This window comes from Acinetobacter sp. TTH0-4, assembly GCF_015602665.1.
Taxonomy (GTDB): domain Bacteria; phylum Pseudomonadota; class Gammaproteobacteria; order Pseudomonadales; family Moraxellaceae; genus Acinetobacter; species Acinetobacter albensis.
In genome coordinates this window covers 1,183,661-1,209,300 of record NZ_CP059079.1, presented here as the reverse complement: position 1 = coordinate 1,209,300, position 25,640 = coordinate 1,183,661, and the positions used below count along the sequence as shown (strand labels likewise).

21 protein-coding genes, 1 tRNA gene, 6 pseudogenes and 2 other annotated features are annotated in these 25,640 nt (G+C 36.9%); of the genes and pseudogenes, 13 read left to right on the top strand and 15 right to left on the bottom strand.

Features of this window, described 5'->3' with window-relative positions; genetic code table 11:
- Window positions 1–93: 93 nt before the first annotated feature.
- Entirely contained in the window at window positions 94–1,101 is a 1,008-nt protein-coding gene (locus H0S58_RS05610) for an SDR family NAD(P)-dependent oxidoreductase (protein WP_053577842.1), read from the bottom strand.
- Between the two features lie 141 nt (window positions 1,102–1,242).
- Here H0S58_RS05610 and H0S58_RS05605 point away from each other — a divergent pair, with 141 nt between their 5' ends.
- Complete coding sequence (locus H0S58_RS05605) at window positions 1,243–1,422, top strand: hypothetical protein (RefSeq protein WP_193894321.1); 180 nt, start codon at window positions 1,243–1,245, stop codon at window positions 1,420–1,422.
- 64 nt (window positions 1,423–1,486) lie between these two features.
- Entirely contained in the window at window positions 1,487–2,626 is a 1,140-nt protein-coding gene (locus tag H0S58_RS05600) for a catalase family protein (protein WP_195727383.1), read from the top strand.
- 745 nt (window positions 2,627–3,371) lie between these two features.
- On the opposite strand, the gene H0S58_RS05595 is transcribed toward H0S58_RS05600, so the two are convergent.
- Entirely contained in the window at window positions 3,372–3,950 is a 579-nt protein-coding gene (locus H0S58_RS05595) for a TetR family transcriptional regulator (RefSeq protein ID WP_195727382.1), read from the bottom strand.
- 100 nt (window positions 3,951–4,050) lie between these two features.
- Between H0S58_RS05595 and H0S58_RS05590 the strand changes: the two genes are divergently transcribed.
- Both H0S58_RS05590 and H0S58_RS05585 read left to right on the top strand, forming a co-directional pair.
- Window positions 4,051–5,550, top strand: a complete 1,500-nt coding sequence (locus tag H0S58_RS05590; protein ID WP_195727381.1) for an MFS transporter — start codon at window positions 4,051–4,053, stop codon at window positions 5,548–5,550.
- Window positions 5,551–6,039: 489 nt separating this feature from the next.
- Window positions 6,040–6,456: an Imm44 family immunity protein gene (locus H0S58_RS05585; RefSeq protein WP_227592261.1), complete on the top strand. Its 417-nt coding sequence runs from the start codon at window positions 6,040–6,042 to the stop codon at window positions 6,454–6,456.
- Between the two features lie 84 nt (window positions 6,457–6,540).
- Here H0S58_RS05585 and H0S58_RS05580 read toward each other — a convergent pair whose 3' ends face one another.
- Window positions 6,541–7,023, bottom strand: coding sequence for an Lrp/AsnC family transcriptional regulator (locus H0S58_RS05580; RefSeq protein WP_195727379.1), 483 nt, complete (start codon window positions 7,021–7,023; stop codon window positions 6,541–6,543).
- A 130-nt stretch (window positions 7,024–7,153) separates the two neighbouring features.
- Between H0S58_RS05580 and H0S58_RS05575 the strand changes: the two genes are divergently transcribed.
- Window positions 7,154–7,789 (top strand): LysE family translocator, encoded by a 636-nt coding sequence (locus H0S58_RS05575; RefSeq protein WP_195727378.1) that lies wholly within the window; start codon window positions 7,154–7,156, stop codon window positions 7,787–7,789.
- A 241-nt stretch (window positions 7,790–8,030) separates the two neighbouring features.
- Here H0S58_RS05575 and H0S58_RS05565 read toward each other — a convergent pair.
- Window positions 8,031–8,335 (bottom strand): annotated as a pseudogene (locus H0S58_RS05565) (hypothetical protein).
- Between the two features lie 193 nt (window positions 8,336–8,528).
- Between H0S58_RS05565 and tusD the strand changes: the two are divergent.
- The 5 genes and pseudogenes from tusD to H0S58_RS05540 all read left to right on the top strand — a co-directional run bounded on the left by tusD (window position 8,529) and on the right by H0S58_RS05540 (window position 11,221).
- A complete protein-coding gene (tusD, locus tag H0S58_RS05560; protein ID WP_092720738.1) occupies window positions 8,529–8,897 on the top strand; it encodes a sulfurtransferase complex subunit TusD in 369 nt (122 codons plus the stop codon).
- A gap of 43 nt (window positions 8,898–8,940) precedes the next feature.
- A complete protein-coding gene (locus H0S58_RS05555; protein WP_195727377.1) occupies window positions 8,941–9,291 on the top strand; it encodes a hypothetical protein in 351 nt (116 codons plus the stop codon).
- Between the two features lie 17 nt (window positions 9,292–9,308).
- Window positions 9,309–9,593 carry a DsrH/TusB family sulfur metabolism protein gene (locus H0S58_RS05550; RefSeq protein WP_053577838.1) on the top strand — a complete coding sequence of 95 codons (285 nt, stop codon included), beginning with the start codon at window positions 9,309–9,311 and terminating at the stop codon, window positions 9,591–9,593.
- A 13-nt stretch (window positions 9,594–9,606) separates the two neighbouring features.
- Window positions 9,607–9,918: a TusE/DsrC/DsvC family sulfur relay protein gene (locus H0S58_RS05545; protein ID WP_195727376.1), complete on the top strand. Its 312-nt coding sequence runs from the start codon at window positions 9,607–9,609 to the stop codon at window positions 9,916–9,918.
- 69 nt (window positions 9,919–9,987) lie between these two features.
- Window positions 9,988–11,221: pseudogene (locus H0S58_RS05540) on the top strand (IS3 family transposase).
- Window positions 10,263–10,379 (top strand) — a sequence feature (AL1L pseudoknot). It overlaps the preceding pseudogene by 117 nt.
- A 40-nt stretch (window positions 11,222–11,261) precedes the next feature.
- Here the strand turns inward: H0S58_RS05540 and H0S58_RS05535 are convergent.
- The 3 genes and pseudogenes from H0S58_RS05535 to H0S58_RS05525 form a co-directional block, all read right to left on the bottom strand.
- Window positions 11,262–12,294: pseudogene (locus tag H0S58_RS05535) on the bottom strand (IS3 family transposase); the annotation flags it as partial.
- Window positions 11,903–12,019: a sequence feature (AL1L pseudoknot), on the bottom strand. It overlaps the preceding pseudogene by 117 nt.
- A gap of 92 nt (window positions 12,295–12,386) precedes the next feature.
- Window positions 12,387–12,463 (bottom strand) — tRNA-Met (locus tag H0S58_RS05530).
- Window positions 12,464–12,527: 64 nt separating this feature from the next.
- A pseudogene (locus H0S58_RS05525) lies at window positions 12,528–12,734 on the bottom strand (hypothetical protein).
- Between the two features lie 764 nt (window positions 12,735–13,498).
- On the opposite strand from H0S58_RS05525, the gene H0S58_RS05520 reads away from it, so the two are divergent.
- Both H0S58_RS05520 and H0S58_RS05515 read left to right on the top strand, forming a co-directional pair.
- On the top strand, window positions 13,499–14,707 hold the full coding sequence (locus H0S58_RS05520; RefSeq protein WP_053578124.1) for a DUF1615 family protein: 1,209 nt from the start codon (window positions 13,499–13,501) through the stop codon (window positions 14,705–14,707).
- Window positions 14,674–15,324 (top strand): HAD-IB family hydrolase, encoded by a 651-nt coding sequence (locus H0S58_RS05515; protein ID WP_053578125.1) that lies wholly within the window; start codon window positions 14,674–14,676, stop codon window positions 15,322–15,324. Before H0S58_RS05520 ends, H0S58_RS05515 begins: the two co-directional genes overlap by 34 nt.
- Window positions 15,325–15,739: 415 nt before the next feature.
- On the opposite strand, the gene H0S58_RS05510 is transcribed toward H0S58_RS05515, so the two are convergent.
- Together H0S58_RS05510 and H0S58_RS05505 are read right to left on the bottom strand one after the other, a co-directional pair.
- Window positions 15,740–16,834: a fatty acid desaturase family protein gene (locus H0S58_RS05510; RefSeq protein ID WP_195727375.1), complete on the bottom strand. Its 1,095-nt coding sequence runs from the start codon at window positions 16,832–16,834 to the stop codon at window positions 15,740–15,742.
- A 14-nt stretch (window positions 16,835–16,848) separates the two neighbouring features.
- Window positions 16,849–17,916, bottom strand: a complete 1,068-nt coding sequence (locus H0S58_RS05505) for a ferredoxin reductase (protein WP_195727374.1) — start codon at window positions 17,914–17,916, stop codon at window positions 16,849–16,851.
- Between the two features lie 139 nt (window positions 17,917–18,055).
- Between H0S58_RS05505 and fabR the strand changes: the two genes are divergently transcribed.
- A complete protein-coding gene (gene fabR, locus H0S58_RS05500; RefSeq protein ID WP_195727373.1) occupies window positions 18,056–18,748 on the top strand; it encodes an HTH-type transcriptional repressor FabR in 693 nt (230 codons plus the stop codon).
- A gap of 270 nt (window positions 18,749–19,018) precedes the next feature.
- Here the strand turns inward: fabR and rapA are convergent, their stop codons facing one another.
- The 6 genes and pseudogenes from rapA to hemL all read right to left on the bottom strand — a co-directional run bounded on the left by rapA (window position 19,019) and on the right by hemL (window position 25,612).
- Entirely contained in the window at window positions 19,019–21,856 is a 2,838-nt protein-coding gene (gene rapA / locus H0S58_RS05495; RefSeq protein ID WP_195727372.1) for an RNA polymerase-associated protein RapA, read from the bottom strand.
- A gap of 143 nt (window positions 21,857–21,999) precedes the next feature.
- Window positions 22,000–22,644: an RluA family pseudouridine synthase gene (locus tag H0S58_RS05490; RefSeq protein ID WP_195727371.1), complete on the bottom strand. Its 645-nt coding sequence runs from the start codon at window positions 22,642–22,644 to the stop codon at window positions 22,000–22,002.
- Between the two features lie 265 nt (window positions 22,645–22,909).
- Window positions 22,910–23,107 (bottom strand): annotated as a pseudogene (locus H0S58_RS05485) (heme-binding protein); the annotation flags it as partial.
- Window positions 23,108–23,141: 34 nt separating this feature from the next.
- Entirely contained in the window at window positions 23,142–23,888 is a 747-nt protein-coding gene (locus H0S58_RS05480) for an IS5 family transposase (protein WP_155857467.1), read from the bottom strand.
- A gap of 78 nt (window positions 23,889–23,966) precedes the next feature.
- Window positions 23,967–24,200 (bottom strand): annotated as a pseudogene (locus H0S58_RS05475) (GlcG/HbpS family heme-binding protein); the annotation flags it as partial.
- Window positions 24,201–24,307: 107 nt separating this feature from the next.
- The gene (hemL, locus tag H0S58_RS05470) at window positions 24,308–25,612 is read right to left on the bottom strand and encodes a glutamate-1-semialdehyde 2,1-aminomutase (protein WP_195727369.1); all 1,305 of its coding nucleotides are present in this window, start codon (window positions 25,610–25,612) and stop codon (window positions 24,308–24,310) included.
- Window positions 25,613–25,640: the final 28 nt, after the last annotated feature.

Below are 25,640 nucleotides of genomic sequence, written 5' to 3'. Positions count from 1 at the left end.
TCTGAATTTCTTGTACAAATGCTATCTGTTATGATCTTAATGAAATTAGAATCAATTGCAAATGGTTATTATTTACAATTTTAAATTTATTTTTTAATTCCCATTTAATGTGTGTTGGTAAAAACGCCATGCATCTTCAATCGTTTTATTGAGGCTGCGTTGGGCTTTCCAGTTTAAGGTTTTAAATGCTTTTTCTGACGTTGCGCCAATTTGATCGAGTTCAGCAGCGGGATAGATATGTGCTTCTAAAGTATTAATTTCTGTATGTGTCACTTTGCTAACTTCATCCAATAAAGCACGAATAGAGACTGTAGAACCTGAAATATTAAAGGCTTCACATACATGCTGTTGAGCGCTTAACCAATGTAACGTAGCCAAAATAGCATCACAACAATCCAATACATGTAAGAAACTTCGTTCTGCTGTACTGTCTGAGGTTTGGGCCTGTTGACGTAACTCAACATAATCTCGTTGCTTAGCAGCCACTTGTAAGGCCAATGGAATAATATTTTTAGGTAAAGGCGCAACAAATTCACCTAATACTGCATGTTCAAAAGCACCGGCAATATTACTTAATCTTAAAATTGCAATTTTCCACTCACTGTCAGTCAAAGCAGTATCTCGTATAATCTCTTCAATCATTTGCTGTGATTTTATATACGGATTTGGATAAGCATAATCAAATGGCATTTCTTCTAAAAGATTTAAACTGGACTTACCATAGACTGCTAAACTGGATAAATGAACCAGTGTTCGTATACCAGTACGTTGCATAGCGCGGAGTAAACTCATAATGCAACTGACATTATCATTATAATATTCCAGTGGTTTTAAAGCAGACTCTTCAATTGATTTAAAGCCAGCAGTATGAATGACCGCTTCTACAGAATATTGTTCAAAAACTTTATTTAATGCAGGCGTATTTCGAATATCAATTTTGACAAAAGGCACATAACGGCCTGAAATATATTCTAATCGTTCTAAGGTTTGTAAATTTGCATTGGATAAATTATCCACAATAATGACTTCTTGCCCATGCGCCATCAGACTTAAAGCAATGTGTGAACCTATAAAGCCTAAACCACCAGTCACTAAAATCATTGTTTAGATACTCCTTATTATAATCAGTATCTTATATATTATTGGTGTAATTTTGGTGTTCTTGCCAACTTATTCACAGTGACCATAAGCAAAAACCGACTCAAAAATTCTCTTGATTCGGCTAATCTGCAAGAGCATTATATGATCATATTACAGGTTTCGAATTTTGCATCTGTTGCAGTTATTGTTATTAACTGTATTTTGTTTACTACAAAAAATATCCCACCTTATCCTGCGCAAGATTGGGCAAATATGTTGATAGCTGAAAAGCATAAAAATACGACAGACATTATCATTACCTTGTGCATTACTGAAGGGTAAAGAATTTAGAACTATCAGGCTATAAATTAAAAATGATTCCAGCTTTATAGCAAGGAGACAATTAATGCCGAACTTCATAAAATCTGTATATTGGGGTCTACTTTTCCACCCCATCATAATGATCAGTATTTGTACTGCTGCACATGCCAATACTTCGCCTATAGCCGTTAGTACTCCCCAAAGTAGTGTTTATCCGAATATTGATCGGGATTTAAGTGAAAATTTTTATCCTAATGAGGCAAAAACAGCTGAAAAAATTGCTGACATCATTGAAATGTCGATCCGGAAAGACTATTCCACAGGACTCGCATTACGTGATGCACACCCCAAAGCACATGGCTGTGTACGCGCAGAATTTAAGATAGATGAAGCGCTCCCCAAAAATATGGCTCAAGGCATCTTTATTCCCGGCAAAACATACCAAGCCTGGATTCGTTTTTCTAATGGATCTAGTGATGCAAAACAGGCCGATATTAAAAGAGATGCTCGGGGCATGGCGATCAAACTTTTGGCGGTGCCGGGAAATAATCTTTTAGATGATGCAGCATCTACGCAAGATTTTATTATGATTAATCATCCTGTCTTTTTTGTTAATGATCCAGCTCGCTATATGTCATTTATGCAGGATATAAATAGTGATAGATTTCTTAAAAAACTCCATATTCCTTTTGCATTAGGGGCTAAAGGAACTTGGATTGCCTTAAATTCTAGAAATAAAATTTCAAATCCGCTGCAAACTCGATATTGGTCCATGGTTCCCTATCAATTAGGACTAGGTTCTGACCGTAAAGCGGTAAAATATTCTGCTAGAGCTTGCTCAACAATAACAGACCCTATGCCAGCACAACCAACTCATGATTTTCTGAGAGATACGCTACGAAATAGTCTGCAAAATGGCGATGCATGTATGGAGTTTTTAATACAGCCTCGAACATCAAATACCATGTCAGTCGAGGACTCTATGACGGAATGGAAGGAAAGCCAAGCTCCTTTTTACAAGGTAGCAACCATCCGCATTCCTCAACAAGTTTTCGATACGCCTGAACAAAATAGGTTTTGTGAAAACCTTTCCTTTACACCGTGGCATACACGACCTGAACATAAACCACTTGGAGTCATAAACCGCATGCGAAAAGTGATTTATGATCGTATTAGTCAAGTTAGACATGATCTGAATTCTACTCACAGATCAGAACCACATTAAGATCTACATACGTGAAGTTATGAGTCAAACCAGATCGTGCAAACTGCAATTAAAACGAAAGCAAATTCTCTCGTTTTGTGCCTGATATAAAAAACCACCCAAAGGCGGTTTTTTATCTATTTGTAAAATACTCAATGATAGATTAGAACCGATAATCAACCTCAACATCAGTAATTAGCGGATCAATTTTAGTTTTGGCTCTAATTAAATCTTTATTGGTATTTTTATAATAAATGTATAGCAATTAAAATCTGCGTAACTTTATTTACAAGGCCTATTTACACGCTTTTCACACAGATCCATATATTAGCATTTAAGCAGTATTATTTAAGATCATATTTTTTATACTTAAAATATGTTTTACGCCCTTCTAAAAAATCTTTATTAACATTAATTTCAGGATCATCAGCACACTGAACTGCTGATTTCAAGTTATTGTCCTGAACCGTTAAATTGTTCTGTGCCCTGCTCTAACCGGCAAAATGGTCTACTTTCATGGCTTGCTGAAAATAAATAAAAGCTGCTATACCGAATACTACTCATACGGCATTAACGATATTGAATTTTTTTGAGGTCATAATTTTATACCGTAGTTTTATTAAAAATATTATGCGTGGAACTCTATATTTCACATAAAAAACCCAATCCAGCTTGATCGGGCTTCTATGAAACAGTTAAACCAATGATTTATTTAAAAATAAATAGAGAATTTCGCATAAGGTGTATTATGCTAATTTTAGAAAAACTAAATTTTTTGATTGATTTTATTTTCGATTAAATGAGTTACTAATTGAGTCATATATTCATAAGTAAATAAATGGGAATGAAACTTTGCTAGCCCTTCTAATCCTAAAGTTAGACCTATAAATTGCCAAGCTATATCGTCAAGGTTTTCTTGATGATTCTTTAATGATGCCGATTCCAATATTTTTTTTACAGACTTCTGCCATTCTTCAATTGCTACTAGAAAGACTCTATTAAATTCAGGACTAATATGACTATTTTGTTCAGCATCATTCCACAATCGAACGTAAGGTAATTCATCTTCTGATTTAGTAAAACCTAGAGCCAAAAGTATTTTTCCCGTTAAACTTAAATTATCATCTATTTCGCTGATATCTAAATTTTTATAAATGAGCTGCATAAATACTTCACACTTTAATTCTTGAATAGTTTTAAAGTGATGATGAATAAGCCCTACAGATAAAGAAGCTCGTTGAGCTAAATTACGTACTGTCAATGTATTCAAACCGTCATCTAATGCGATTGTCATAGCAGCATCTAAGATCTGTTTTTTTCGTTCCGTTTTACTTAAGTAGCTCATTTTTTAATACAGTTATTTACAACATCATCAGCATATACAAGTTGCGTAAAAAATCAAAAAATAGTATAAATTGAACATCTGTTCAATTTATACTATTTTTATGTTTTCATATCCCAAATGGCTCATTTTAGCCATTGTCGTTGGGCTTTATCTGCCTGTCGCTATTGATGCAACTGTCCTTCATATTGCTGTACCCACATTAAGCCAAGAGTTAAAAGCAAGCACATCACAACTCTTATGGATTATCGATATCTATCCATTGTTGATGGCTGGGCTTATTTTAGTAATGGGTGCTTTGGGCGATAAAGTTGGTTACCGAAAACTCATGCTGATGGGGAGTATCATCTTCGGAATAGCCTCGGTGCTAGCTGCATTCTCACCTACAGCCAATTTTTTAATTTTTGCAAGAGCTATATTGGCCTTGGGTGCATCAATGATTATGCCTGCCACTTTAGCTTGTCTACGCCATACATTTATGGATGAAAAAGAACGGAACTTTGCTCTAGGACTGTGGGTTATGGCTGGCGGAGCCGGTGCCGCCTTCGGACCTTTGGTCGGTGGGTTACTATTAGAATACTTCTATTGGGGATCAGTATTTTTGATTAATGTTCCTATTGTTATACTTGTAAGTATATGTATTTTAAAGTATCTACCTAAACAAAATTTTATTCATGAAAAAAAATTAAATATATTAGATGCGTTAATACTTATAGCGGCCATTCTTTTAGTCATTTACAGTTTAAAATCCGGCTTAAAAGAATTTGATCCTCAATTCATTCTTCTTGGGTTTATAGGGGTTGTACTCGGTTTTTTATTTGTAAAAAGCCAGATTAAAAGTAATCAACCACTATTTGATCTTAAGCTATTCACATCGAAACCTGTGAAATATGGTTTCACAATTTCAGTTGTGGCTATGATTGCGCTGGTAGGATTTGAATTACTTATTTCCCAAAAACTACAATACGTGTATCAATTTAGCCCATTAGAAGCGGGTCTCTATATTTTACCGTTTATGATTGCAGTCAGTGTGGGTGGCGTGATTAGTACACCCCTTCTAAATAAGTTTGGAGCTAAAAAAGTTGCAGTGGTTAGCTTAATACTGAGTTCTGTCTCTATGTATTTTTTATCAGTTGTTAATTTTGAAACTGAATATTTATTTGCATCTTTTTATATGATCTTATTAGGGCTAAGTATTTTATGTGCCTTTTTAGCCGCGACATCAGCAATTTTATCAGGAGCACCTATTGACCAAGCATCATCTGCGGGTGCTATTGAAGGAATGTCCTATGAGTTAGGAACAGGTTTGGGTGTAACAATCTTCGGATTAATGGCATCTTTCTTCTACACAAGAAATGTTGATTTTTATCGTTTTTTTAGTAATGATCAACTGAAAACAGTTGAAAGTTCCATAGGCGAAACTTATCAAGCCCTTCCTAGCCTATCGCCAGAAAGTGCGGATATCATCATGAAATCAGCCAACTCTGCTTTTGTTATGGCTCATAGCTCTGTCTTAATCTTTTCAAGTTTAATACTTTTGTTTCTTGCTATCTTTATCTGGATCTTTTGGAGGGAAACTTCTCCCAAAACACTATCCATTTAACAGAATGGTGCTGATATGAAATGCACTTTAAATAGCTTTTTATATAGTTAAAAAATTAACTGACCTGAAAACCGCAAAAAGCCGACTTAGTCACAAGTCGGCTTTTTTTAATCAACACTGGTATCTCTGCCAATAATATTGATTATTTTTTAATCTAATTGAGGTTTTTATCTATGTTATCAACGCACCGAGATCTTAAATTATCCCCAATTTCTGCGGATAAAACAGGGATAATTTTTACTCAATTATGTACGCAAAAGCGTACAGAGATTTAGGGATTTTGCGGCTATACGACTTCGCCCCAACCTCCTATCATGGAGACATAAAGAGCAGGATGCTCCAAATAAAAATAAGAATAAACAGCAACGGAGAATGCAGGTACGACAGGAGTTATACCGAAAGCATCAAATATGTAAAAAAGCCCAACAGGATGTCGGGCTTTTTTATTATAAAAAATTAGACTATTAAGGATTTTCTATGAAGGTATGGATGAGTAGTGAATCAAGTAAAGCAGTATTAAATGAAGAACAATTAACACAATTAAATGTTGCTCGTAACTATGTTAGAGAGCTTCTTAATCATAAACTTGAGCATAAGTCTTACGATATACCTTTAGATAGTTGGAATTGTATTACGATAATGATGGGTCCAAAAGGCTTCGAAGAACGAGTCATGTATTCATTTAAAAAAAAGACTATGGATTTTCGTTTAAAAATAAATTACGAGGAATTTAAGTCTACCGATGATCTGGGACGCAAAAAACTTATTTTTGAGATGATGCTCAGAAGTTTAGACTTGTTAAAAATTAAATTTGAAAAGGTTAGACCTAAACTTGATCAAAAAGTCTATGAAGAACTTGATAGACTAAAAAATGATGTTGTAGATATTGCAAAAATTGATTCATAACTCAGATGGCAAAGACCCATGAATCAAGCCCTTAACATAAGGTGTATTATGTTAATTTTAGAAAATTTAACCTAAATAAATATTTTATGGATAAATATTAACTGGAAAGCCTGCAAAGGGCTTTATTTCTTTTAAAGCAAACATACTTTGCATTTCTTTTATCCCAGGTAGTCTTCTAATCGTCGACATTGAAAATTCAGCATAAGTATCAAGATCTGGTGATACAACATGGAGTAAGAAATCTGCATCCCCTCCAATGCTGTAACATGCAACCACATAATCTAAAGCCATTACTTCTTCTTCAAATTTTTTTGCTTCTTTCTCGCTATGACTATCTATAGACACTCGTACAAATACCATTACGCCTAAATCTATTTTTTTACGGTCAAGCAATACTCCATATCCTTGAATAATACCTGTATCTTCAAGCTGTTTGACTCTACGCCAACAAGGAGAGGTCGATAAGCTCAATTGCTCAGATAATTCAGCTGTTGTAATACGTGAGTCTTTCTGCAGTAACTCCAAAATCTTTACATCCGTTTTATCAATTTTTTTATTTTTAGGCATGAATACTCAAGTAATTAACCAAAAAAGTAATTCTATACCCTTTTTTAAGTTTTTTATGGAATAAATAGATCATTTTAATCTTTGTTTTTAACGAAAAATATGTGTAACTTTTCCCTTGATCTATTCTTGTATGGACTATCTTACACAATTCACCACATATATTTTTACTCTAGCTTTAGCTGCGATTTTGCCTGGTCCGGGAATGACAGGACTAATGTTTAAAACACTTACACATGGCTATAAACATGGCGTAATGATGCTCTTTGGACTTATCACAGGTGATATCATTTTTTTACTTATTTCTATTTTTTTAGTTTCTTCACTGACAAAACTAATTCCAAATTTTTCTTTTTATTTGGTGATGCTATCCAGCATATATTTATTGTATTTAGCTTATAGCTTTTGGTCTTTTAAAGGAGATTTACTGCAAATACAAAATAAAAACACCCTTGAAGAAACACTTTTTTCATATAGAGATGGATTGTTTATCACCCTGAGTAATCCTAAAACTATTTCATTTTATCTAGCACTTGTTCCTGCAATTTTTGGAGCATATAGCCTGAAAGAACAAACATTCTTTATAATCGTAATAACCGTTTTAACTTTGGCTGTTATTGGTTGTTTTTATGTGTTTTTTTCTTGGAGTCTAAAAAAAATTCTACATAATTTAAAAATACAGAGTGCTTTGCTTAAAGGTTTATCTCTAATGATGTGCGTGTTAGCTTTAAGCATGATGTATAGAGAATTTACACCATATTTAACTTGATGGCTTTATAAGAAAAAACCCTCATTTAAATGCATTGATTCACACACTGTACACAAACTGTGACATTAACTTTTATTGAAATCGAATGGGAATGCAGCCCTCACTTGGGGGCCTTCACAATTGCGCCATGACATGCCTTACAAGCATTATATTTCGCCACAGTATCCACTGCCCACATAAGAATACAGTTTTACCTTGACCTAATTCCATTTTTTGAAGATTTGGACAAAGCACAAAAAGATTAGCTGGAATCACTGCTGATAAGTGAATTAATTGCTGAAATCCCATCATCTCAAGATACACGTTGTTATAGACAGAACGATCAATAATTTTTTGCACCTCACTTATAACTGTTTCAACTTTGGTTCTTTGTTCAGATTTAACTTGATCATAATCTGCATTCACTTGATTAATGACATTCTGTTTTTCAGCCAAAGCTTTTCATCACTTTCGTTCAATTACTTGGATTTTAACTGTACATTTGGCTTCCGATTCATTGAGCTTTATTGCCAAATAATTTGTATGAGCAAGTTGGCCAAGGTAGATAAAAGAAAGGTATCAATAGTTTTTAAATTTCAAAAAACTAATAACTCATTATTTTTAAACAAATATTTCTATAATAATTTTAATATTTGGTTCCAAATTCTTTAGCTACCACCTAAAATTATTGTATACTACCTTTTTATTATGACGTCTGGATGCATCAACATTGGATTGGTCATTCCTCAAGTGAATTGCAATGAGCACTTTATTACTAATTACTTCCGCCCCCACCTCTATTTATGCTTGGCATGCACTTGGATTAGCACGCGCCTTACACGCTAAAAAGCAAGATTTCCGTGTGTTTTTCTATCAAGACGGCGTTTCTGTTGCCAACAATTTACAATGGGTTCCGGATGACCAATGTCATTTAATGAATGAATGGCTAACACTTGCGATTCGCTTACCCGTTTGCGTGAGTGCTGCATTATCCCGTGGAATTAGTGATGAAGAAAATGCCCAGCGCCATCAGATTAGTCAATACAATCTAGCATCAGGTTTTGAACTGGTTGGGCTCGGCGAACTTGCCGATGCCATACAATCAACACAACGTCTAATTCAATTCTAAGATATTATTTTTCGGAATTTTTTGCTTTTAAAAGGTAAATTGTGTGAAAACCGTACTCGTTATTTTAACTCAAGCGAATCTCGCCAATTTACAAGTTCATGAAAGTTTAGCTGCGACCATGGTATTGGCAACTTTCGGTTGTGAAGTCAAAGTCTTATTACAGGATGCTGCTTTAAGTTTGCTAAATTCGAACCTTCAATTCGATCAGTTTAAACACGCATTCAAGCTTGCTTCAAATATGATTGACAGTTTTGAATTTTATGATCTGACCCCAATTTTGATAGAAAATAAACATCGGGCATCATATTTTGTAGAGCATACCGAGCAAGAAATTGAATTTGTTGAATTGAATAGTCAATTGATCCAAAATTTTGATTTTGTTCTGTACTGGTAAAAAAAGAGTAAAATCGCATGTCGAATAAAAGTTTATATCTGATTCAAAGTAGTTATTCTGCTACCCCTTCTGCTTTGTCAAAATTAGCACAAACGTATAGCTCAGAAGATCGTGTCATTTTAATGGGTGAATCGGTTTTACATTTTCAACATACGTTTATTCAACAATTGAATCAGTTTTACATATTAGATCGTGATGCAGAAATTTTAGCCAGTCAAATCTTAGAAAATGCAATCGTGATTTCTTATGAGCAATTTGCAGATCTGTGTCTAGCCTATAGCCGTTGTATCCGTTTAGCTTAATTTGAGTATAATCATGAACTTAGATCTCGATCAAGATGGTCATTTAGTCGATTACACCATCTGGAATGAAAACGTTGCACAAGAATTGGCAAGGAAGCTCGATTTAGAATTAACGCCTTGGCACTTTCAAATATTACAAGCCGTGCGCCAGTTTTATCATCAGTTTGGACACTCGCCTGCAACACGGCCATTAATTAAGTTTTTGATGAAAACTGTCAGCTCAGATATTAACAACGCCGTATTACAAGAACAGTTTAAGACAGGGTTAGTCGCACGTCATTTAAGTCGCTTAGCGGGCATTCCTAAACCACCGAACTGCTTGTAAATTTATTTTTAACATGCCATGAACCGTACCGGGTTTGTCGGAGAGTCAATATTCTGAGAGACTATCCCGATGACAAAATTAAAATATACCCCTGAAATCAGAGAAAGAGCGGTTCAATTATTGATTGAATCCGAAAAAGATTATCCATCGAATTGGGCCGCAATCACAGCTATTGCACCTAAGATTGGTTGTACGCCTGAAACACTTCGTATTTGGTATCAGAAATATTTAGATCAACAAAATCCTGTCAAAGTACAACAGATATCTGATCAAGAAAAAATGAAGCAAATGGAACGTGAAATCAAAGAATTAAAGCATGCCAATGAAATTTTACGCAAAGCAGCAGCTTTTTTCGCCCAGGCGGAGCTCGACCGCCCACACAAATAATGGTGGATTTTATCCATAATAATAAAGAGCTGTACGGAGTCGAGGCGATTTGTAGAATTTTACCGATCGCACCTTCAACCTATTACCGGACTTTAGATCTCGCGGACAATCCAGAACATCGAGCGAAACGAGATTTACATGACTTGCATCATGCTGAACAAATTAAACGAATTTGGAAGGAAAGTTCAGGTCGATATGGTGTACGTAAAGTTTGGCAAAAACTGAAACGTGAAGGCTATATTATTGCGCGCTGTACAGTTGCTCGATTGATGCAAAAACTAGGTATACAAGGTGTTTGGCGTGGTAAGAATAAACAAACTACCCGTAGCCGAGATGATCAAAAACGAGCAGATGACTTGGTGAAACGCAATTTTAGTGCTGATCAGCCTGACCCTTGCGAAGCAGTGCTTCTCAGGTCAGTGACTTCACGTATATTCAAACAAATTCAGGCTGGGTCTATACCGCCTTTATTATTGATGTGTTCTCACGAGCCATTGTTGGATGGAAAGTATCAACACGTATGAATACAAACATGGTGCTCGATGCACTGGAGCAAGCATTGCATGATCGAGGCATGCCAAAGAACGTGATTCATCATAGTGACAGAGGTGTGCAATATCTTTCCATTCGCTATACCAATCGTTTAGAAGCAGCAAATTTACGAGCATCAGTCGGTACGACTGGTGATTCATACGATAATGCTTTGGCTGAAACGATGAATGGCTTATACAAAACAGAGGTGATTGAATATCTAAAAGCAGATTGGCAAGGTTTAGCAGATGTACAACTTGCGACACTAAACTGGGTAGATTGGTTCAATAAAAAGCGTGTACACAGTGCACTGGGTTATGTATCGCCTTTTGAGTTTGAAGCAATGTACTATGATAAGATTAACCCGTTAGGTCAGGTGGCCTAACTTAAATAAAAAAGTCTCCGACAAACCCGGTACGGTTCACATTATCGTATGAATCACCGGTCGTACCGACTGATGCTCGTAAATTTGCTGCTTCTAAACGATTGGTATAACGAATGGAAAGATATTGCACGCCTCTGTCACTATGATGAATCACGTTCTTTGGCATGCCTCGATCATGCAATGCTTGCTCTAATGCATCGAGCACCATATCTGTATTCATTCGTGTAGATACTTTCCATCCAACAATGGCTCGTGAGAACACATCAATAATAAAGGCGGTATAGACCCAGCCTGAATTTGTTTGAATATACGTAAAGTCACTGACCTGAGAAGCACTGCTTCGCAAGGGTCAGGTCGATCAGCACTAAAATTGCGTTTCACCAAGTCATCTGCTCGTTTTTGATCATCTCGGCTACGGGTAGTTTGTTTATTCTTACCACGCCAAACACCTTGTATACCTAGTTTTTACATCAATCGAGCAACTGTACAGCGTGCAATAATATAGCCTTCACGTTTCAGTTGTTGCCAGACCTTACGCACACCGTATCGACCTGAACTTTCTTTCCAAATTCGCTTAATCTCCTCAGCATGATGCAAGTCATGTAAATCTCGCTTTGCTCGATGTTCCCTTGCGAAGCAATGCTTCTCATCGCAGAGATCTAGAGTCCGGTAATAGGTTGAAGGTGCGATCGGTAAAATTCTACAAATCGCCTCGACTCCGTACAGCTCTTTATTATTATGGATAAAATCCACCATTATTTGTGTGGGCGGTCGAGCTCCGCCTGGGCGAAAAAAGCGGCTGCTTTACGTAGAATCTCATTGGCGCGTTGCAGTTCTTTATTTTCGCGTTCAAGTTGTTTAATGCGTTCTTGGTCTGAAAGCTGCTGTACTTTGATTGGATTCTGTTGATTCAAATACTTCTGATGCCAGGAACGTAGTGTTTCAGGAATACAGCCAATCTTAGGTGCAATTGCTGTGATTGCAGCCCAATTCGATGGATAATCTTTTTCAGATTCAATCAATAATTGAACCGCTCTTTCTCTGATTTCAGGGGTATATTTTAATTTTGTCATCGGGATAGTCTCTCAGAATATTGACTCTCCGACAAACCCGGTACGGTTCACCTTATTGGAAGGTGAGTATATAAACTTTGAATTTTTTTCGTTGGTAGCGGGAGCTGGATTTGAACCAACGACCTTCGGGTTATGAGCCCGACGAGCTACCAGACTGCTCCATCCCGCATCAACGAGTTAGCTTTATACGCTCTAGGGAGTAATAAAGCAAACTTTATTTATAAAATAACCACTTACTGCATGACTTTAGTAAGTTCACACAGCTGATTATCATCCTGAGTGACTTTAATTTTAATATTCTTATATTTTCGCTTACTCGGTTCCATAGCTGAACCAACCACTTTTTCAAAGAATGTGCGATCTTTCATTAGTTCACCATATACCTTATAACCTATTAATATTTTTCAGTTATTGGATTTTTTCGAAACCACATCATCCATGAGTTTATCTAGTTTTTTTAAATGAATATTTGGCATTTGGATTGAACTCAAGCCTAAAAAATCATACTTTTATTTTATAAAGTGTAAGTGTTAAAAAAGCCCAATCACACGACTGGGCCTTAATACTATTCATATAGTTTATTTAATCTGATTTGATTCCTGACACTTCAGGCTAAGATCCTCTAATGCATGTGGCGCAATCGGAGCAGACCTCATAGCGTAATAACTTTTACATGCGCTTGTGTGTTGTGGTGTTTCAACCGCACTACTATTGCACCCGGTAAACAAGATCCCCAAAAGGCTTAAACTAACCATTTTCATAGTCTGCTCGATTTACTTAATATTCAATTAAACAAAACTAAGGAGAATACTTAAACTATAAAATTGTAGTTCTAACCCGAACCCTGACCGAGTTTTGGTTGTTATATGAATCTGGTGGGGTTAATTCCAGTTAAATAACAACGCGAATAAAGACGAGCGTTATAAAAAGCCCAACTTTCGATGAATCTCTTATTTAACGCAGCAATTTAATTACACTGCGTCGACTGCTATCTCAATATCCAATATTGCCTTTACAGGATTAACCTGTAGTCACCCTCTTTATTCACTACATTTTTTCGATTATGTTATATCAATGAGTATCGGCTAATTTATTTGACATTTGATACCGAGCAATATACATATAAATTCATCACTTTTTTGAGCAACATAGTATACTGCATCTGCGGTTTTGGCTTATCCTCTTGGAATATTTTTTCGTCGCTATGAAGAACAGACTTGTTATTACATCGTATTTTAAACCATTGAGTATACTGGTTTTATCTCTAAGTCTAGTGGCTTGCGGAGATCGTTCTTGGTGGTCAAAAAATAATGAGCCGACACTAGAATCAGACCAGATTAAGCGTATTCTTCCACCGCGCGTGAATGATCGTAGCGCTTGGGCAGATGATATTTTTGATATTACCGAACAATTGGGCATTCCTCAGAGTAAAGAAAATATTTGCAGTATTGTCGCTGTGGTTGACCAAGAATCTAATTTTATTGCTGACCCTCAAGTAGCAGGCTTAGGTGAAAAGGCAGTTAAAGAAGTTCAAGATCGCTTAGACGAAAAATTTAAAGATAAATTAGGTGATGCAATTGGCGGCACAGTTGCAGGATACTTTCAAGATGTTTTAAAAAATCAACCAAGTCCCGCAGATAATTATTTAAGTCAGATGCGCCGCGTTAAAACAGAGCGTCAACTGGATGAACTCTACCGTGAAATTTTTGACTATATGTCTAAACATTACCATGTCAGTGTGCTGACAGGTGCTGCCAAAATGGTGGGACAAGATCTGGCTGAAAAATTGAATCCAGTCACTACTTTAGGTTCAATGCAAGTCCATATTGGCTATGCTAAAGAACATAAACGTCAAGGTGGCAATATTGCTGAGTTACGTACCGATTTGTATAGCCAGTATGGTGGCTTATATTATGGTATTCATCGTTTAATGATGTACTCAGCCGAATATGATAAAGCGATTTATCGTTTTGCCGATTATAATTCGGGTATGTACTCTAGTCGTAATGCGGCTTTTCAAAGTATGTTGAATGATTTAACAGTGGCTGAACTGGATTTAGATGGTGACTTATTACTCTATAACAAAGAAGGTTCTATTCGTTCTGCCAGCAGCCAATCTGAACGTGAACTGATTAGTGTATTTGCCAGTCATAATATTTTGGTTACACCAAGACAAATTCGTACCGACTTAAAAAAAGAAAAAGAGAAAAAATTTGAAGATACAGCCACCTACCGTGCTGTAGCTAAACTCTATCAAGAGAAAACAGGTAAAGAGCCAATTTATGCTATGATGCCTGAAGTCGTCATTTCGGGACCTAAACTCAGCCGCGACTATAACACCAACTGGTTTGCAACACGGGTAAATGGAAGATATCAATCATGTATGCAACGAGCAAAAAGAATAAAAATCTAGCGCTCTTCGATTTTGATGGAACTCTGTGTAGCAAGGATAGTTTCACAGGTTTTATTTTTCATGCGCTCTCGAAACGTCATATTGTCAAAAAAACGATTAAAATTTTACCGTGGATACAGGCTTATTATTTGAAAGCTTATCCTGCGCATGCAATGCGTTCTAAATTATTTCGTGCCATGTTTAGCAATGCGGATGCTTTACAACTTCAACAACTTGCACAACAATATGCCAGTAGTTTGATGTCGCAATTAAATCCTGCACTATTGAAACAATTAAAACAGCATCAAGCTTTAGGTGATGATGTAGTACTGGTTTCAGCATCAATTGATGTTTATTTAAAATCAGTTTGTGAGTTATTAGAAATTGATTTGATTTGTACTGAAACCGAAAAAATCAATCAGCTTTACACAGGACAATACACCACTCCAGATTGTAGTTCTGAACAAAAAAAACAGCGTATTTTAGACCAATACAATTTGGATGATTATGCTGTAATTTACGCCTATGGCAATAGCGTTGAAGATCATGAAATGCTTGCACTTGCCGATTATCCTTATATGATGGGCGTTAATAAAACACTTCCACCACTCTCTCCAAATATTCAAATTGCAATTTAATACTTCTATTTACAATGTTTACGCTTTGCTAAAGATAGAAACATGAATGCCTATTTAAATAAGGATAACGGCTATTCAAAGCGATTTCTAACATTTTAGATTCGCTGTTTATCATCGACAATCAAACTATGAATCATAAATAGAATATAAATTTATTGATTCCCATGAAATGATTGAAAGATATCAATATTTGCTTTAGTGAAAATCCAACACCTCAACATCCCCACTTTGCTTATTCTCTTTAAATGCTTCAAACCAAAACTCGAATTATGCAAAATTAAATATAATAAATCGCGTAACACTCAGAATTATTTGAATCTAATTAAAACACTCAGAGCATCTATCCAATATTAATCGTATAAAAAAACCACTTCATTTAAAGTGGTTTTTCGTTTGTTTTTCATCTAATGAGCAGTTACTTTTTAAATGGGAAAGCAAACTTTACAATCCGTTTAAGTACACTACCATACTGCTTAACTAAACTGGCATTGTTATAGTTCAAACCATATTTTTCACATACTACTTGTACTTTTGGTGCCATCTTACGATAACGACGCGCCGGAATATCAGGAAATAAATGATGTTCAATCTGATGACTTAAATGTCCAGTCAAAATATGGAAAGCTTCTGAACCTGTTAAGTTAGAAGAACCACGGATTTGACGCATATACCAATGACCACGACTTTCATTTTCAAGTACAGTTTTTGGAAAAACCTCAACATCTTTAGTGAAGTGTCCACAGAAAATAATACTAAAAGTCCAAATATTACGAATACCATTTGCCACAAAATTACCCGCCAATACAGGCAATGCTGCTGGACCTGCAATTAAGGGAAAAAACACATAATCTTTAAACAATTGCCTGGTAATTTTCTTCTGTAATGGTTTCCACTGTTCTTTAAGCTCTTGCTTGCTTTTACGTCCAAACCAAACCTTACCAATTTCCAAATTTTGAACAGCTACGCCCCATTGGAATAACAAACAAAATGGAATGGCATAAAGCGGTTGTAACAGAAAACCTGGTTTCCAACGCTGCTCTGGAAAAAGGCGAAGTAAACCATATCCAATATCATCATCCATCCCTTTAATATTGGTATAGGTATGATGTCGATAGTTATGGGTTTGACGCCAGTCATCGGCTGTACCGACAATATCCCAGTCGTAGGTTGAACCATTGAATTTTGGATCATTCATCCAGTCATATTGACCGTGCATAACATTATGACCCAACTCCATATTTTCCATAATTTTGGCAAAGCTAAGTAAACCTGTGCCTAACACCCATGCTGGCGGAAACCAACCTGCAAATAAACAAGCACGACCAGCAATCGAGCTGTAGCGAACAGTTGAATAAACACGGCGAATGTATTTTGCATCTTTTTCGCCAATATCATCTAATTGTTCTTGCTTAATTGCATCCAACTCACGCGCCAAATCGTCTAATTGAGAAGCAGTGAGTTCAACATTTTTTGGATTTTTAAAATATTGCATTTTAACGGGCATATTCATCGTATTGGACTCACTTATAAATCAATAACAAGATCAGATTGTGCAGAATTCACACAGATTTTCAGCATATTGCCGGGTTCTGAGTTTCGGCTACCATTGACCAAGTTTTTGGTCGATCCTTCAGCTTTAGAACAAACACATTTATTACAAATTCCCATTCGACAACCATGGGTCGGTTTAATATTTTGCTGTTCAAGACTGGTTAAAATAGATTGACCTTTTGGAATGGTCAGTATTTTTTTGGATTTCAATAAGGTGATATTGACAAAACCAAGCTCAGAATTTTCAACTGGAGTCATGCTAAAAGCTTCACTTTTAAAGCTGTGTGCATGAGTAAATAATTGCTCGGCCTGAGTTACAAATCCCGATGGCCCACAGGCATACACCACACTACTTTCAATATCAGCTACTAAAGCTACATGTTGCTGACTAAGACGATCGCCTGCATCACTCTCTTGGGTATAAAACACCTGAAATGAAAAATTAGGATACTGTGCTGCTAGAGCTTCAAAGCGCGCTTTGAAAGCAAAATCATTATATTTGCTGACCCAATACATTAAATGAATCGGTGCTTGAGTGATTCGCTGTGTTTTCGCTAAAGCTTTCAACAAACTTAGCATAGGAGTAATTCCACTCCCCGCAGCCAGCAAAATCATAGGTTGAGCATCTTCTGGTAATAACATATCACCATAAGGTTGTCCAAACTCAAGTACATCACCGACTTGAGACTGTTCTACAAGCCAAGAACTGACTTTACCCTGATCAACTTTTTTTACAGTCAACATCACATGTTGTGCATCAATTTGCGTCAGACTATAGCTGCGCTCATATCGAATACCTTTCACATTGATAAACAAAGGATGATGCTGACCTGCTTGGCCGACATCAAAATGACGATTGAACTGAATCGTTAAACTCACCATATGCTGAGCGGGTGTTTCTTTTTTAACAATTTTACCTAATGCTTCGCTAAATGACCAAAGCGGATTAAATTTCTGCAACCAAAAATTAGCTGCATGCTGATCAATAACACTTTCAGCGAATGAACCTAGGGGAGATTTAATTTTTTCTAAAACATGCATAGCAAAGACCACGCGATTGAATTTTAATTATTATACACATGTATATATATTTGTATATACATGTGTAGTGTTTTTATTCATTTCACAAGTCCAGCCGCAACCGCTATACTGTTTAAGTATCTCTAATGCTTTGAAAAATATGACCCAGTCTTCTGTCAGAAAAAATATTACGATTCAAACTGAAGCTCAAAATCACCTTCATGAGCCAGTCATCGTGCGTACAGTCGGTCGTAAAGCCACCATTACCAAAGAAGAACTGTTTCAAGCGGCACTTAATTTGATTGGCCCTCAAAAAAGTATTGCGTCTTTAAGTTTACGCGAAGTCGCTCGCGAAGCTGGAATTGCACCCAATAGTTTTTATCGGCATTTTAAAGATATTGATGAACTCGCGATTGAATTGATTGACCGTTCTGGGCTTGTCTTGCGTCAAATTTTTCTTGAAGCCCGATTAAAAGCCTCCAAACAAAATAGTATTATTCGAAGTTCTGTTGAGGTTTTTATTACACAGTTAGATGCAGATGAAGGAAATTTAAGTTTATTATTGCGTGAAGCGTATACGGGATCGGCATCTTATAAATTAGCTGTTGAACGTCAATTAAATTATTTTCAACAAGAACTTAAAGATGATTTGATTGTGTTAGAAAGGTTAAATCATAGCAAACTTTACCACCCCAATTTGGTTGCAAAAGCGATCACCCAATTGGTGTTTAATATGGGAGCGAAAGTCATCGATATCCCAGCAAATGAACGTAAAGAAATCGCAGAGCAAACGATGATCATGATTCGAATGATTTTAGAGGGTGCGCGTCATCTGGATGAAGCTAAAATATAACTATTGTAGATGAGCATTTTGAGTCGTCATGTTTTATTCCAGACGATGTATCATCAAAATACTCTAGCGATGAGAGTCAATTTATTTATCCTGATTAAACCCTCATGACTCAGCCATCATCTTTAATCATTTGATGTAGAAATTTTCAATTTTATATCGACTTTATTTTTAGTTATATCTCCCGCTTCAATCAATGCATATAAAAAAAAGCATCCGAAGATGCTTTTATCCATTCATAACCAGACTTTAATTAAAAATGCTCATGAAAAATTAAGGCTTAACCACCACTAAAACTTGAATGGCTTCTGGTGTGACAGATAAGCTATCAAGCAAACCAATGCCTTCTTTCTGCAATTTCTGTAAACGTGCAATTTCATCTTCACGGATACTTGGATTAAATTGCTTTAAATACGTTAAGCGATCAATTTCATATTGCCACTTATTGCCGTAAATCTCTTTTGCCTGTTGCTTAAAGTTAGGCAAAGCTGTTTTCGCAATTTCTAATGCTTGAGTATAACGTTGTTCAATCACATCACGACGTGCTTTAACCACTTGACGACAGCTATTACCATCAAGGTGATGCAAATAAGGTTTTAAAATTTCAGGTGCAATTTTATCTGATAAATCCTGACCTTTTTCACTGAGTAATACCCGAATTAACTGTTGCGGTAAGCTTGAAGGTAAATTTAACGCTTTTGGAGCAACAACATCCACTTTAAACCAAACTTCAAGTAATACTGAACCTTGCGGTAAAGCCGCAGATTTTAAAACTGAAACATTGGTGCTACCAAATGATTGGGTATTAATCATTTCCATGACACTTTCAGTGAAAGGATGTTCTAAAGTCAAATACTGTGCATCTTCACGAACTTGTGCTTGATCACGGTAGAATGTCGCGGTCATCCCTTCTTCATCAAGAGATAAACCTTGAACTTGCATTTGGTCTGTTGGCTTAATAATGACTGTACCATTACTTTGCTCATCAAAGTCAATATTGGTCGATGCCATGAATCGCTTCATAAACATCGGCAAGGTGGTGTTGTCATCATAATCTTCAAGTGCTTTCACAATTTCTTGCGCCACAATTGGACGGCAAGAATTGTATTCAAGCAAACGGTCACGCCCTGCTTGCAACTCGCTTTCTAAAGCTTCACGTTGCACACTCACTTCTTCGAGTAAATCTTCGAACTGTTGACCTACATCTGCCAATAAACATTCTTTTAATTGAACAAGGAAGTTTTCTTGCAGTGTTTGAGCTGTTGGTGAAATATTGGTAAAAATATTTAACCCTTCATTATACCAACGGAACATACGTTCTTGCGCTGTCCCGATTAGATAAGGTACATGAATCTGAATCCGATTTTCTTGACCAATCCGATCTAAACGACCAATTCGCTGTTCTAAAACATCAGGATTTGCAGGCAAATCAAATAAAATTAAATCTGAAGCAAACTGAAAGTTACGTCCTTCGGAACCAATTTCAGAACATAATAAAATTTGTGCACCATAAGAATCTTCAGCAAAATAAGCAGCAGCTTGGTCACGCTCCAATAAACTCATGCCTTCATGGAACATAGCAGTACGAATACCGGCATGTAAACGCAGCACATTTTCTAAAGCTTCAACCACTGGACCAGTACGTGCAATCAATAAGACTTTCTTGTGTTTCAAGCCAGTGCGGAGCATTTCCATGAGCCACATGACACGTGGGTCGTGTTCCATCCAAGACCCATCTAGCTGAGCTTCTTCAGGCCACATTTGCTCACGTAATTTACCATCTTTCGACCAATGCTCTGGTGCAGGTAATGCAGCAGGCTGACAGTCACGCCCTGGAAAACCTTGAATCGCTTCACGGGTATTTCGGAACAAAATTCGACCTGTTCCATGACGGTCTAACAATTCATGAATCGCACGGAAACGTTGTTCTGGCACATCTTGAATGCTATGACCCAGTAAACTTTCAATTGCTGCTAAATGTTCTGGTTCTAAAGGCAAATCTGACATCAACACTTCTGCAATTTTTGCAGTATGATGATATTGCACTTCTTCATCTAAGAAACGCTCAAGTGAACTGAAGCGTTGTGGATCAAGCAAACGTAAACGGGCAAAATGGCTTTCCACACCCAATTGTTCAGGCGTGGCTGTCAATAGCAACACCCCTGGCGTTTTTTCAGCAAGTTCTTCAATCAAGTCGTAACGATCATTTCCGCCCTGCTCTTCGCTCCACATCAAGTGATGTGCTTCATCGACCACCAGCAGATCGAAACCAGCATCTAGGGCTTGTTCACGCAAGTCATCATGATCGACCATTAAATCAACACTGGCAATTATACATTGCTCAGTTAAGAACGGATTTAAATCGGGATCATGTTCTTTAATAGAGGCTGTTCGGGTTAAGTCAAACAAAGAAAATTGGAGATTAAAACGACGGCGCATTTCAATCATCCACTGATATTGCAGTGAATCTGGCACTAAAATTAAAATACGATCAGAACGACCCGTTTTTAGTTGCTGATGAATAATCAAGCCCGCTTCAATAGTTTTACCTAAACCGACCTCATCAGCAAGCAAAACACGCGGTGCAAAACGCTGCCCGACTTCATGCGCGATATAAAGCTGATGTGGGATCAGACCCACGCGCGCACCAACCATGCCGCGTAATGGACTAGCTTTCATATTGGCTTGCATCAGCAACGCTTCAATACGTAAGTCATACCATTCTTTATAATCCACCTGACTGGCAAGCAAACGGTCTAATGGTTTAGACAACTGAATATGCGCACCCAAACGAGTTTCATTGAGTGATTTTCGCTCTTCAGTACCATCTTCTAAAGTACGAATCACATTATAACGAACCACACCATGACGATCTTCAAAAGACTCCACCAACCACTTGATGCCTTCTTGATCTTGTAATTCATCTTTAATGTTAAAAACAATACGCGACAAAGGTGCATTATTACGTGCATAAACACGTGTTTCATCACTTTTCGGGAATAATATGCTAACCGATCGTTCATCAACATCAATCAGAACTCCTAGACCAAGCTCTGTTTCTGTGTCTGATAACCAACGCTGACCAATAGCAAACTGATGCAATTTTTCCACCTTTATCTAAAAATGAGGACACTTATTATCAAGCCCAAAACTTGAGTAGTATTTGAGCAAAAAAATAGGTCTTTAAGCAATATATTTTGACATAAAGCTCACTAAAATGTGAGCAGATTTAATAACGATTAGAACTTTTTAATTTAAAAAGGCACAGGACAATAAAACTCCAGCAATGCCTGACTTTGTGGATGATGAAAACTTAAACGTTCAGCATGCAAACATAATCTTGGAATAAGCTTCTGCTGCTCTGGTACAGCGTAGAGAGTATCCCCAATAATAGGATGACCCAGATATTGCATATGTACCCGAAGTTGATGTGAGCGGCCTGTAATAGGTGTGAGTTTGACACGCGTTACTGCCTGTCCTTGAATTTCAAAATGTTCAATCACTTGCCAATGTGTTAAAGCAGGCTTGTTATGCTTAGGATCGGCAATATGTAAAGGTGGATGTTCAGGATCGTAAATAACAGGTACATCTATCGTACCTTCTCCTTTAAGATGACCTGCGACAATAGCTTGATAATTTTTTGAGGTTTGACGTTCTTGAAATTGACGGGAAATGGTTTTTTGTCCCCATTTGGTCAAGCCAAAAACCAAGATACCTGAAGTATCACGGTCTAAACGATGAATCAGTAATGTTTTAGGTTCTATTTTTAGTAATCGGTTGATGACACAGTCTTGTAAATCTTCAGTTTTACCTGGAACGGTCAGTACACCTGCAGGTTTATGGATCACCATAAAATCCTCATCACGATGTATCAGATGTTCGATTAGAAAATTACTCAATGTTCAAATTCCAAGCTGATCGCGAAAACAAGCCGGCCATGATAGAAAGCTTGACGCAGAATTACAATGCACAACACTCAATTTGATGACGTTTTTTCCGATTTTGACTAAAAATTATTTCAATTGATTGAAAAATCAAAGAGAACTGAATGTCATGGATAAAAACCTGAACCATAAATTGCGTATGACTGCATTATATTTTTAGCCTAATAACAAACATAGTTTCCATATTCAGAACTAAATCATTACATTTTTATTATCAAATCTAAGAATTCAATTGATTAGAAACATGTGTCAAAAATATCTGAATAGCATGCTGTGCAATTTCTGCATCTTCAAATGATTTCACTCCAGATACACCTACTGCACCTACCAGTTGACCTTGATACAAAATCGGCTCACCACCTTCCAGCATTCCTGAGAAACTTTCCATGGTCAAAAAACCCATTTGACCGTTCCTAATAGGGTGTGTTGACATTTCCTGCTCATAATTCACTCTATAACGGTAACCATATAAATATACAAGCTAAAGCAACTGCACTTTGATAATTACGCTTTAGCTTGTCATATCGTGTCGCAATCCCCCTAAATTGTTTCAATCTACAAAATGAATTCTCAACTAAGTGTCTGATTTTATACATATACCAATCCATGTGATCATTACTAGACTTTGTATTTGATTTTCTAGGAATATTTGGTTTTGTTTTGCTGTCTTGAATTTGCTTTCTAAGACTTTTAGAATCGTAACCTTTATCAGCGCACAGCATTTCTGATTCACTTAAATCTAGTTTTGATACAAGATCTGGGGCAATTTTCATATCATGAGAAGTTCCGTCAGAAATAATAAACTCAATTGGATTACCATTTGAATCAATTGCTAAATGTATTTTAGAACTATTGCCACCGATACTTTTAGAAATATCTTGATTCTTAATTCCTGCTGAATGTTGATGTGCTCTAACATGACTACCATCAATAAAAATCCATTCTTTATCAGCATGCTGACTAAATAACTTAAATATATTCATAAGTTTATTTTTTTTAGACCAGCGATTATATTTCTTGAAAATAGAGTTTGGCTTACCGAATTCCTGAGGTAAATCTCTCCAAGGACAACCTGTACGTATCCTAAATAGAATAGCTTCGATAAAATTCCTCAAATTTAATTTGAGATAAATATTAAAGTGACGGAAAATGGTAGTTAACTTAGACCAGTGTTGATCATTCAGCATTGTACGAGGCATAGCGAGTGTAAAATTGGGTTTGGCGATTTGATTTTACTATCTCGCTATTTTTTTAGGCAACAATTGTCAACAGACCCTAATATCTTCAAATAATTTAGACGGGCTGCGACTCATGGCTGAACATTTGGCTTTTTCGACAGCTAAATTTGCGGTCATCGGGGCTACGCCATCCATACGTTTCATGCACAGTAAAGTACCCGTTTCATCTACCACAGCAATACTCACATTAAACTGATTTTTAATAGCGTATTGATGCGCTTGATGCAATAGAAATTCAGCATCTTCAAGCATTAAATAGTTTTTGGTTTTCACATGGATATCCTAATGAATAATTTGAACCTATCAAGCCCATTGTCCTTCAACCACAGGCTTGATAGCGAAACAATTTATTTTTACTTTATTGGATTAAATCCAAAAACTTAAGAGAATTTCATGTCAGCAAAAGTTTCACGCGCCGACTGAATTGTATAAGCAATATCTTCATCAGAATGCGCAGCTGAGATGAATCCTGCCTCGAATGCAGATGGTGCTAGATTTACGCCACGTTTCAACATGCCGTGGAAGAATTTACGAAACGCGCCAACATCACATTTTAACATTGAGTCAAAACTGGTGATGTCTGTCTGATTGGTAAAGTACAAACCAAACATTCCGCCGACTTGTTGGGTTTTAAAGGGAATGCCCGCTTCATCCGCAGCAGCCTGTAAACCGACAAGCAATTTTTCAAGTTGCCCAGTGAGGTTTTCATAGAAACCGTCAGCACGTAAATGTTTAAACATTTCGATACCCGCACGCATCGCTAAAGGATTACCAGACAAAGTCCCCGCTTGATAAACTTTACCCAGCGGTGCAATACATTCCATCACTTCACGTTTACCACCGAATGCACCGACTGGTAAGCCTGCACCAATAATTTTACCTAAAGTGGTTAAATCTGGTGTTACACCATAGTGGGCTTGTGCACCGCCCAGACCGACACGGAAACCCGTCATGACTTCATCAATAATAAACACTGAACCATGTTCATCACAGACATCACGAATCGCTTGTAAGAAACCATCAATCGGTTTTACCAAATTCATGTTGCCTGCTACAGGTTCGACAATGACCCCTGCAATTTCATGACCAAATTTGGTAAAGCATTCTTTTAGCAGTGCAATATCGTTGTATGGCAATGTAAGCGTATGCTTGGCAAAATCGGCAGGTACACCAGCGGAAGTCGCTTCGCCTTCTCCACTGGTCAACATTCCTGAGCCTGCTTTGACCAAAAGCGAGTCTGAATGTCCATGATAACAACCTTCAAACTTGACAATTTTGTCACGACCGGTATAACCACGTGCTAGACGAATGGCCGTCATGGTGGCTTCAGTTCCCGAGTTGGTCATACGAACCAATTCAATCGACGGCATAATTTCACAAATAATATCTGCCAAAGTGGTTTCATGCACCGTTGGTGCACCAAAACTCAAACCGTCAACAGCAGCTTCTTGAACTGCTTTGATGATGGCTGGATGTGCATGTCCTAAAATCATCGGGCCCCATGAACCGACATAATCGACATAGCGTTTACCATCGACATCATATAAATATGCCCCTTTGGCTTTTTCAATAAATACAGGTGTACCGCCCACTCCATTGAAAGCACGTACTGGTGAGTTCACACCACCGGGAATATGCTTGCTGGCTTGTTTAAAAAGTTGTTCTTGCTTTGGAGATAAGCTCATGAATATACTCGACTTAAATTAAAACGTG

What these genes read in the sequence shown, in the direction of transcription:
- H0S58_RS05610 (WP_053577842.1), bottom strand. Translation starts at nt 1,101, where the DNA reads ATGATTTTAGTGACTGGTGGTTTAGGCTTTATAGGTTCACACATTGCT.
- H0S58_RS05605 (WP_193894321.1), top strand. Translation starts at nt 1,243, where the DNA reads ATGATCATATTACAGGTTTCGAATTTTGCATCTGTTGCAGTTATTGTT.
- H0S58_RS05600 (WP_195727383.1), top strand. Translation starts at nt 1,487, where the DNA reads ATGCCGAACTTCATAAAATCTGTATATTGGGGTCTACTTTTCCACCCC.
- H0S58_RS05595 (WP_195727382.1), bottom strand. Translation starts at nt 3,950, where the DNA reads ATGAGCTACTTAAGTAAAACGGAACGAAAAAAACAGATCTTAGATGCT.
- H0S58_RS05590 (WP_195727381.1), top strand. Translation starts at nt 4,051, where the DNA reads ATGTTTTCATATCCCAAATGGCTCATTTTAGCCATTGTCGTTGGGCTT.
- H0S58_RS05585 (WP_227592261.1), top strand. Translation starts at nt 6,040, where the DNA reads ATGAGTAGTGAATCAAGTAAAGCAGTATTAAATGAAGAACAATTAACA.
- H0S58_RS05580 (WP_195727379.1), bottom strand. Translation starts at nt 7,023, where the DNA reads ATGCCTAAAAATAAAAAAATTGATAAAACGGATGTAAAGATTTTGGAG.
- H0S58_RS05575 (WP_195727378.1), top strand. Translation starts at nt 7,154, where the DNA reads ATGGACTATCTTACACAATTCACCACATATATTTTTACTCTAGCTTTA.
- tusD (WP_092720738.1), top strand. Translation starts at nt 8,529, where the DNA reads ATGAGCACTTTATTACTAATTACTTCCGCCCCCACCTCTATTTATGCT.
- H0S58_RS05550 (WP_053577838.1), top strand. Translation starts at nt 9,309, where the DNA reads ATGTCGAATAAAAGTTTATATCTGATTCAAAGTAGTTATTCTGCTACC.
- H0S58_RS05545 (WP_195727376.1), top strand. Translation starts at nt 9,607, where the DNA reads ATGAACTTAGATCTCGATCAAGATGGTCATTTAGTCGATTACACCATC.
- H0S58_RS05520 (WP_053578124.1), top strand. Translation starts at nt 13,499, where the DNA reads ATGAAGAACAGACTTGTTATTACATCGTATTTTAAACCATTGAGTATA.
- H0S58_RS05515 (WP_053578125.1), top strand. Translation starts at nt 14,674, where the DNA reads ATGTATGCAACGAGCAAAAAGAATAAAAATCTAGCGCTCTTCGATTTT.
- H0S58_RS05510 (WP_195727375.1), bottom strand. Translation starts at nt 16,834, where the DNA reads ATGAATATGCCCGTTAAAATGCAATATTTTAAAAATCCAAAAAATGTT.
- H0S58_RS05505 (WP_195727374.1), bottom strand. Translation starts at nt 17,916, where the DNA reads ATGCATGTTTTAGAAAAAATTAAATCTCCCCTAGGTTCATTCGCTGAA.
- fabR (WP_195727373.1), top strand. Translation starts at nt 18,056, where the DNA reads ATGACCCAGTCTTCTGTCAGAAAAAATATTACGATTCAAACTGAAGCT.
- H0S58_RS05480 (WP_155857467.1), bottom strand. Translation starts at nt 23,888, where the DNA reads ATGCCTCGTACAATGCTGAATGATCAACACTGGTCTAAGTTAACTACC.
- hemL (WP_195727369.1), bottom strand. Translation starts at nt 25,612, where the DNA reads ATGAGCTTATCTCCAAAGCAAGAACAACTTTTTAAACAAGCCAGCAAG.